The sequence below is a fragment of the Kineococcus arenarius subsp. arenarius genome (assembly GCF_050871845.1).
In the GTDB taxonomy this organism is placed as follows: domain Bacteria; phylum Actinomycetota; class Actinomycetes; order Actinomycetales; family Kineococcaceae; genus Kineococcus.
In genome coordinates, this window is record NZ_JBJLSE010000144.1 from 1 (window position 1) to 7,086 (window position 7,086).

Here is a 7,086-nt window from a genome sequence, read left to right on the forward strand (position 1 = left end):
CCCGCCGGCACCCGCCGGCGGGGGCCTGCTCGCACCCCGCCCGGGCGCGTCGCCCACCGCACGGCCCGCGGCGGGGGAGCATGGGGACGATGTCCACGCTCGTCGACCGCCCCGCCGGTACCCCCAAGCCCCCCCGCGCCACCCCCGCCGACCTGCTGCCGCTGCTGACCGCGGCCGTGCGGGCGGTGCTGACCCTGCTGCTGCCCGTCGCCGTGCTGACCCTCGTGGCCTGGCTCGGCGCGGTGCGCTCCACCTCCTCGCTCGCCGCGGTGGTGCGCGTGGGTGCCGACGTGTGGCTGCTCGGCCACGGCGCCCCCGTGGCCGTGGTCGGCGGGACGCTGGCCGTCGCGCCGCTGGGCGTGACCCTGCTGGCCGTGGCGTCGGCCGTGCGGGCGGTGCGGGCGTGGGTGCGCGACCAGGCCGCAGCCGAGCGCGCCGTGCCGTTCTGGCCCGGTGCGGCGGTCTTCGCCGGCGGTTACGGCGTGCTGGCCCTGCTGGTCGCGCTGGCCACGCGCAGCGGCGTCACGGCCGCCGGGCCGCTGCACGCGCTGCTGGGCGGGCTCGCCGTCGGGGCGGCCGGGTTCGCCCTGGCCGCCCGGGCGCACCGCCCGCCGCTGCCGGCGCGGGTGCCCCCGGTCCTCGCCGCCGCCGCGCGCCCCGCGACGGCGTGCGTGGCGGCGCTGCTGGCCCTGGGGGCCCTGACGGTCGCGGTGGCGCTCGTGCACGGGCACACCGACGTGCTGCTGCTGCACCGCTCCCTGCAGCCGGGCTGGCTGGGCGGGCTCCTGCTGCTGCTGGCGCAGGCCCTGCTGCTGCCGACGCTCGCGGTCTGGGCGGTGGCCTGGATCGCCGGGCCCGGGTTCGCCGTGGGCACCGCGACCTCCGTCGCGCCGGGCGGCACGACCCTGGCCACGCTGCCCGCGCTGCCGGTGCTCGGGGGGCTGCCGCCGCAGGGGCCCACGCCCACCGCGACCTGGCTGGTCGTCGTGCTGCCGGTGCTGGTGGGGGCGGGGGCCGCGGTGCTGCGCCGAGCCCGCGCCGGGGAGCCCGCCGGGCTCGTGCACCGCCTCGCGGTGGCCGCCCTGACCGGGGTGCTGGCGGGTGCGGCGCTGGCGGTGCTGGCGGCGGCGGCGTCCGGGCCCCTGGGGGCCGGGCGCATGAGCGAGATGGGGCCGTCCGCGCTGCTGACGGGCCTGGCCCTCGCCGGGGAGGTGGCCGCGGGCGGGGCGCTCGGGGTGCTGCTGCAGCGCGCGGTGGTGGCCCGCCGCGGCACCCGCCTCGCCGTGGACCTGCCCGCCGGGTCGCAGGCGCCCACCGGTGGGCTGCTGGGGCGTGCGCGCCGCGGCCGGGACGCCGGCGCCCCGGGCACCGGTGCTGCTCCCGGGTCGGAGGGCTAGGCCCCCGCCGCGGGCCGCACCCGGTGCTGCGTGGTCCGGCGTCCGGGGAGGAGCGCCGCGACGGCTATCGTCTGCGCACGTGCCAGCACGCGTCGTCGTCCTCGCCTCCGGCTCCGGCTCCACCCTGCAGGCGCTCCTGGACGCCCGCGACGAGGCCTTCACCGTCGTGGCCGTGGGCTCGGACAAGCCCGGCGCCGCCGCCCTGGACCGGGCCCGGGCCGCCGGTGCGGCCACCTTCACCGTCCCGCCGGGCGAGCACCCCGACCGCGCCGCCTGGGACGAGGCCCTGGCCGCCGCCGTCGCCGCCCACGAGCCCGACCTCGTGGTGCTGGCCGGGTTCATGCGCATCGTCGGCGCCCCGCTGCTGGAGGCCTTCGGCGGGCGCCTGGTGAACACCCACCCCGCGCTGCTGCCGTCCTTCCCCGGCGCCCACGGCGTGCGCGACGCCCTCGCCCACGGGGTGAGGGTCACCGGCTGCACCGTGCACCTGGTCGACGCCGGGGTGGACACCGGCCCGATCCTCGACCAGGCGGCCGTGCGGGTCCTCGACGGCGACGACGAGCAGAGCCTGCACGAGCGCATCAAGGACGCCGAGCGGGCCCTGCTCGTCGACGTCGTGGCCCGGCTCGCCCGCGGCGAGCTGCCCACCCCCCGCTGACCCGCCACCGCCCACCCCGAGAGGACCCCGCGAGCCGATGGCCGAGAACCCCACCGCCGAGCAGACCGCGCAGCGCCACCCCGTGCGGCGCGCCCTCGTCAGCGTCTACGACAAGACGGGCCTGGAGGAGCTCGCCACCGGCCTGCACGCCGCGGGCGTCGCGATCGTCTCCACCGGCTCCACCGCCTCGCGCATCGCCGCCGCCGGGGTGCCCGTGACGCCCGTGGAGGAGCTCACCGGGTTCCCCGAGTGCCTGGACGGGCGGGTCAAGACGCTGCACCCGCGCGTGCACGCCGGGATCCTCGCCGACCGCCGCCTGCCCGAGCACGTCCAGCAGCTCGCCGACCTCGGCGTGGAGCCGTTCGACCTCGTCGTGGTGAACCTCTACCCGTTCCGCGAGACCGTCGCCTCCGGCGCCGGGTTCGACGACGTCGTCGAGCAGATCGACATCGGCGGCCCCTCCATGGTGCGCGCCGCCGCGAAGAACCACCCCAGCGTCGCCGTCGTGACCGCCCCCGCCCGCTACCGCGAGGCCCTGGACGCCGTGGCCGCCGGCGGGTTCACGCTCGCCCAGCGCCGCCGCCTGGCCGCGGAGGCGTTCGCGCACACCGCCTCCTACGACACCGCCGTCGCCGGCTGGTTCGCAGCGCAGACCCTCGACGGGTCCGACGAGGGGTGGCCCGCGGTGGACGGCGCCGCGCTGGAACGCACCTCGGTGCTGCGCTACGGCGAGAACCCGCACCAGCGCGCCGCGGTGTACGCCGACCCCGCCTCGCGGCCGGGCATCGCGCAGGCCGTGCAGCTGCACGGCAAGGCCATGTCCTACAACAACTACGTCGACGCCGACGCCGCCCTGCGCGCCGCCCACGACTTCACCGCGCCCGCCGTCGCCGTCATCAAGCACGCCAACCCCTGCGGCATCGCCACCGGCACCGACGTCGCCGACGCCCACGCCAAGGCGCACGCCTGCGACCCCGTCTCCGCCTACGGCGGCGTCATCGCCGCCAACCGCGTCGTCACCGCCGCGATGGCCGCGCAGGTCGCCGACGTCTTCACCGAGGTCGTCATCGCCCCCGGGTTCGAGCCCGAGGCCCTGGAGGTGCTGCAGCGCAAGAAGAACGTGCGCCTGCTGCAGCTGCCCGACGGCTACGGCCGCAGCCCGCGCGAGTGGCGCCCGGTCTCCGGCGGCGTGCTCGTGCAGGACCTCGACCGCATCGACGCTGACGGCGACGACCCGGCGGGCTGGACGCTGGCCGCCGGCGAGGCCGCCGACGAGGCGACCCTGGCGGACCTGGAGTTCGCCTGGCGGGCGGTGCGGGCGGTGCGCTCCAACGCGATCCTCCTGGCGAAGGACGGCGCCTCCGTGGGCGTCGGCATGGGCCAGGTGAACCGGGTGGACTCCTGCCGCCTGGCCGTCGAGCGCGCCGGCGCCGAACGTTCCCGCGGTGCCGTGGCCGCCTCCGACGCGTTCTTCCCGTTCGCCGACGGCGCGCAGATCCTCCTGGACGCCGGTGTGCGGGCGATCGTGCAGCCCGGCGGCTCCATCCGCGACGAGGAGGTCGTCGCCGCGGCCCGCGCCGCCGGCGTGACGATGTACTTCACCGGTGCCCGCCACTTCGCGCACTGACGTCCCCGGTGCGGACGGTCCCGGTCGGTAGCGTGCTCCCCGTGCCGGCCGGGACCCCGCAGCGCGTGCCGCCGCCGGGCGGCGCGGTCCTCGGCGCCCTCGTGGCCGGGGCGCTGCTCGCCCTGCTGCTCACCGTCGTGGCCGGGCCCGTCGCCGGCGGTCTCGTCCTGGGCGCCGACCTCGCCGTCGCCGCCGTCCTGCGGCTGGTGCTGCCGGTGCGGGTGGCCGGCGCCCTCGCGGTGCGCTCGCGCGCCGTGGACACCACCGTGCTGCTCGTGCTCGCCGCGGCGTGCACGGCGCTGACGTGGTCGCTCCCACCGGCTTGAGCGCGGTGGCGCTCTGGTAGAGCTGTCCGGCGTGGCACTCCAGCGACCCGTCCCGGACCCCGTCCGCACCGCCCGCCGGCAGGCGCTGTCGGTCGGCGTGGCCACCGCCCTGTACGGGGTCAGCCTCGGCGCGCTCGCCGTCGCCAACGGCCTGAGCGTGCTTCAGGCGTGCGCCACGTCGCTGCTGATCTTCAGCGGTGGTTCCCAGTTCGCCCTCGTCGGCGTCCTCGGCGGCGGCGGCAGCGTGGCCGCCGCGGTGGCGGCGTCCTCGCTGCTGGGGGTGCGCAACGCCCTGTACGGGCTGCAGGTCACCGGTTTCCTGCGGGCCCGCGGTGCGCGCCGGCTGCTCGCGGCGCACTGGACCATCGACGAGTCCACCGCCGTCGGCGTCGCCCAGGGCACCGACCCCGCCCGGCGCACCGGCTTCTGGGTGACCGGCGCCACCGTGTTCGTCGGCTGGAACCTCGCGACCCTGCTGGGGGCGCTGCTCGGCGACGCGCTCGGCGACCCGCGCCGCTACGGCCTGGACGCGGCCGCCGCGGCGGCGTTCCTGGCGCTGCTGTGGCCGCGGCTGCGCCGGCGCGAGGCGGCCGCCGTGGCGGCGGTCGCCGCCCTGGTCGCGCTGCTGCTCGTGCCGGTCGTGCCGGTGGGGTTGCCGGTCGTCGCGGCGGCGCTGGTGGCCCTGCTCGCCGGCCTGCGCCGCGAACGGGCCGGGGAGCGTGCCGGCGAGCGGGCGGGGGAGGGGGCGTGAGCACCTGGGTCGCGGTCCTGGCCGCGGGCGCGGTCGCCTACGCCCTCAAGCTGGCCGGGCACCTGGTGCCCGCCCGCCTGCTGGAGCACCCCCGCGCCCGGCGGGTGGGTGCGCTGCTGCCCGCGGCGCTGCTGGCGGCGCTGGTGGTCGTGCAGACCGCGAGCGACGGCGACCGCCTCGTCCTGGACGCGCGCGCCGTCGGCCTGGGGGTCGCGGCGCTCGCGCTGGCCCTGCGGGCGCCGTTCCTGCTCGTCATCGTGCTGGCGGCCGCCGCGGCGGCGGGGGTGCGGGCCCTGACCGGCTGGGGGTGAGGGCAGGCCCGCCGCCGGCCCGGGGTGTCGTGGCGGTGGGGGCGGGCAGCGGGTTGCGCTGGCCGGAACCATCCAGAGCGGCTGAGAGACCTGGCTCGGGGACGCCGCAGCAACCACGGGGAACCGCTGGTGCTACCGCCAGGACCGATGGAGGAGCTCACCCGCATGCCCGTGAAGTTCGCCTACTGGGTCCCCAACGTCTCCGGCGGTCTCGTCGTCTCCACGATCGAGCAGCGCACGAGCCACGACCCCGCCTACAACGTCGAGGTCGCCCGCGCCGCCGAGCGCGTGGGTTTCGAGTACGCGCTGACGCAGGTGCGCTACCTCGCCTCCTACGGCGCGGACGCCCAGCACGAGTCCACATCGTTCTCCCTGGCGCTGCTGCTGGCCACCCAGAAGCTCAAGGTGATCGCGGCCGTGCACCCGTTCTTCTGGCACCCGGGGGTGCTGGCGAAGTTCGCCGCGACCGCGCAGGAGATCACCGGCGGCCGCCTCGCGCTGAACGTCGTCTCCGGCTGGTTCAAGGACGAGGCCACCCAGCTGGGCGTCACGTGGCACGAACACGACGACCGCTACCGGCAGTCGGAGGAGTTCATCAGCCTGCTGCGCGGGGTGTGGTCGCAGGACGGGTACTCCCAGGAGGGGGACTTCTTCAGCGCCCGGGACATCACGTTCCGCCCGCAGCCGAAGGTGCAGCCGGAGGTGTTCCAGGGCGGCAACTCCACCGCCGCCCAGGCCATGGCCGGCCGCGTCAGCGACTGGTACTTCATGAACGGCAAGTCGATCGCCGGCGCCGCCGAGCAGGTGCGCGAGGTCAGCTCCCTGGCCGCCGCGAACGGCCGGTCGATCCGTTTCGGCCTCAACGGTTTCGCGCTGGTGCGCGACACCCGCGAGGAGGCGGAGGCGGTCCTGGAGGAGATCGTCGCCAAGGCCGACGTCGCCAAGGTCGAGGGTTTCGGCGCCGCCGTGCAGGAGGCCGGCAACGCCACGAGGGACCGCAAGGGCATGTGGGCGGACAGCGGGTTCCGCGACCTGGTGCAGTACAACGACGGGTTCCGCACCGGGCTGGTCGGCACCCCCGACGAGGTCGCCCGCCGCGTCCTGGCGTACTCCCTGGTGGGGGTGGACCTGCTGCTGCTGGGGTTCCTGCACGTCAAGGAGGAGGTCGAGGCGTTCGGGGAGCTGGTGATCCCGCGCGTGCGCGAGCTGGAGCAGCGCCTCGCCGACGGCGAGGACCTCGCCCTGGGCGCCGAGCTGGACGAGGCGGTCGCCGCCGCGGGCGGCCGCGTGCCGTCGCCGGCCTGACGCGCGCCGGGCACGTCGACCACCGGGCGCGTACGGTGCTCCGGTGACCGCCCCCACCACCTGCCCCACCGCCGGGAGCACCGAGCTCGTCGTCCTGCTCACCGAGGACGGCGTGCCGTGCGGGACCGCGCCCAAGGCGAGCGTCCACCACGCCGCCACGCCCCTGCACCTGGCGTTCTCCTGCTGGGTCCTGGACGGCGCCGGGCGCACCCTGCTGACCCGCCGCGCCGAGGCCAAGCGCACCTGGCCGGGTGTGTGGACGAACTCCTTCTGCGGCCACCCGGGCCCGGGCGAGGAGCCCGCCGACGCCGTGCACCGCCGCGCCGCCGACGAGCTGGGCACCGCGGTGTCGGGCGTGGAGCTGGTGCTGCCGCGCTTCCGCTACCGCGCCGAGATGGCCGACGGCACCGTGGAGAACGAGGTGTGCCCGGTGTTCACGGCCCGCCTCGCCGCGGACCTGGCGCCCGACCCGGCCGAGGTGGAGGAGTGGCGCTGGGTGGGTGTGGACGAGCTGCGCGCCGAGGTGGAGCGCGACCCGTCCCCCTTCAGCCCCTGGCTCCTGCTGCAGCTGCCGCAGCTCCCCACCCCCCTGCCCTGACCCCTCCCCCTCCGGGGGGGGGGGGGGGGGGGGGGGGGGCGGGGGGGGGGGGCGGGGGGGGGGGCGGGGCGGCTGCGCTTGCGACCGCTGAGGCCCGCCGCCACGGCCGCTAC

At 77.6% G+C, this 7,086-nt stretch carries 8 protein-coding genes and 1 riboswitch; all 8 genes read left to right on the forward strand.

Annotated features, from left to right (window positions below; all coding sequences use genetic code 11):
- Positions 1 to 89 precede the first annotated feature (89 nt).
- Complete coding sequence (locus ACRYM0_RS19905; RefSeq protein ID WP_432507585.1) at positions 90 to 1,397, forward strand: cell division protein PerM; 1,308 nt, start codon at positions 90 to 92, stop codon at positions 1,395 to 1,397.
- Between the two features lie 79 nt (positions 1,398 to 1,476).
- Positions 1,477 to 2,055 (forward strand): phosphoribosylglycinamide formyltransferase, encoded by a 579-nt coding sequence (gene purN, locus ACRYM0_RS19910; protein ID WP_432507586.1) that lies wholly within the window; start codon positions 1,477 to 1,479, stop codon positions 2,053 to 2,055.
- Positions 2,056 to 2,092: 37 nt separating this feature from the next.
- Positions 2,093 to 3,682, forward strand: a complete 1,590-nt coding sequence (gene purH, locus ACRYM0_RS19915) for a bifunctional phosphoribosylaminoimidazolecarboxamide formyltransferase/IMP cyclohydrolase (protein ID WP_432507587.1) — start codon at positions 2,093 to 2,095, stop codon at positions 3,680 to 3,682.
- A 41-nt stretch (positions 3,683 to 3,723) separates the two neighbouring features.
- Positions 3,724 to 4,008: a DUF3017 domain-containing protein gene (locus tag ACRYM0_RS19920; RefSeq protein ID WP_432507588.1), complete on the forward strand. Its 285-nt coding sequence runs from the start codon at positions 3,724 to 3,726 to the stop codon at positions 4,006 to 4,008.
- Between the two features lie 22 nt (positions 4,009 to 4,030).
- A complete protein-coding gene (locus tag ACRYM0_RS19925; RefSeq protein ID WP_432507592.1) occupies positions 4,031 to 4,759 on the forward strand; it encodes an AzlC family ABC transporter permease in 729 nt (242 codons plus the stop codon).
- Positions 4,756 to 5,070: an AzlD domain-containing protein gene (locus ACRYM0_RS19930; RefSeq protein WP_432507589.1), complete on the forward strand. Its 315-nt coding sequence runs from the start codon at positions 4,756 to 4,758 to the stop codon at positions 5,068 to 5,070. Before ACRYM0_RS19925 ends, ACRYM0_RS19930 begins: the two co-directional genes overlap by 4 nt.
- Before the next feature lie 65 nt (positions 5,071 to 5,135).
- Positions 5,136 to 5,224: riboswitch (SAM riboswitch) on the forward strand.
- Positions 5,218 to 6,375, forward strand: coding sequence for a dimethylsulfone monooxygenase SfnG (gene sfnG, locus ACRYM0_RS19935; protein ID WP_432507590.1), 1,158 nt, complete (start codon positions 5,218 to 5,220; stop codon positions 6,373 to 6,375). Its footprint overlaps the riboswitch before it by 7 nt.
- Positions 6,376 to 6,418: 43 nt before the next feature.
- Positions 6,419 to 6,973, forward strand: coding sequence for an isopentenyl-diphosphate Delta-isomerase (idi, locus tag ACRYM0_RS19940; RefSeq protein ID WP_432507591.1), 555 nt, complete (start codon positions 6,419 to 6,421; stop codon positions 6,971 to 6,973).
- Positions 6,974 to 7,086 lie beyond the last annotated feature (113 nt).

What these genes read in the sequence shown, in the direction of transcription:
- sfnG (WP_432507590.1), top strand. Translation starts at nt 5,218, where the DNA reads ATGGAGGAGCTCACCCGCATGCCCGTGAAGTTCGCCTACTGGGTCCCC.
- ACRYM0_RS19905 (WP_432507585.1), top strand. Translation starts at nt 90, where the DNA reads ATGTCCACGCTCGTCGACCGCCCCGCCGGTACCCCCAAGCCCCCCCGC.
- purH (WP_432507587.1), top strand. Translation starts at nt 2,093, where the DNA reads ATGGCCGAGAACCCCACCGCCGAGCAGACCGCGCAGCGCCACCCCGTG.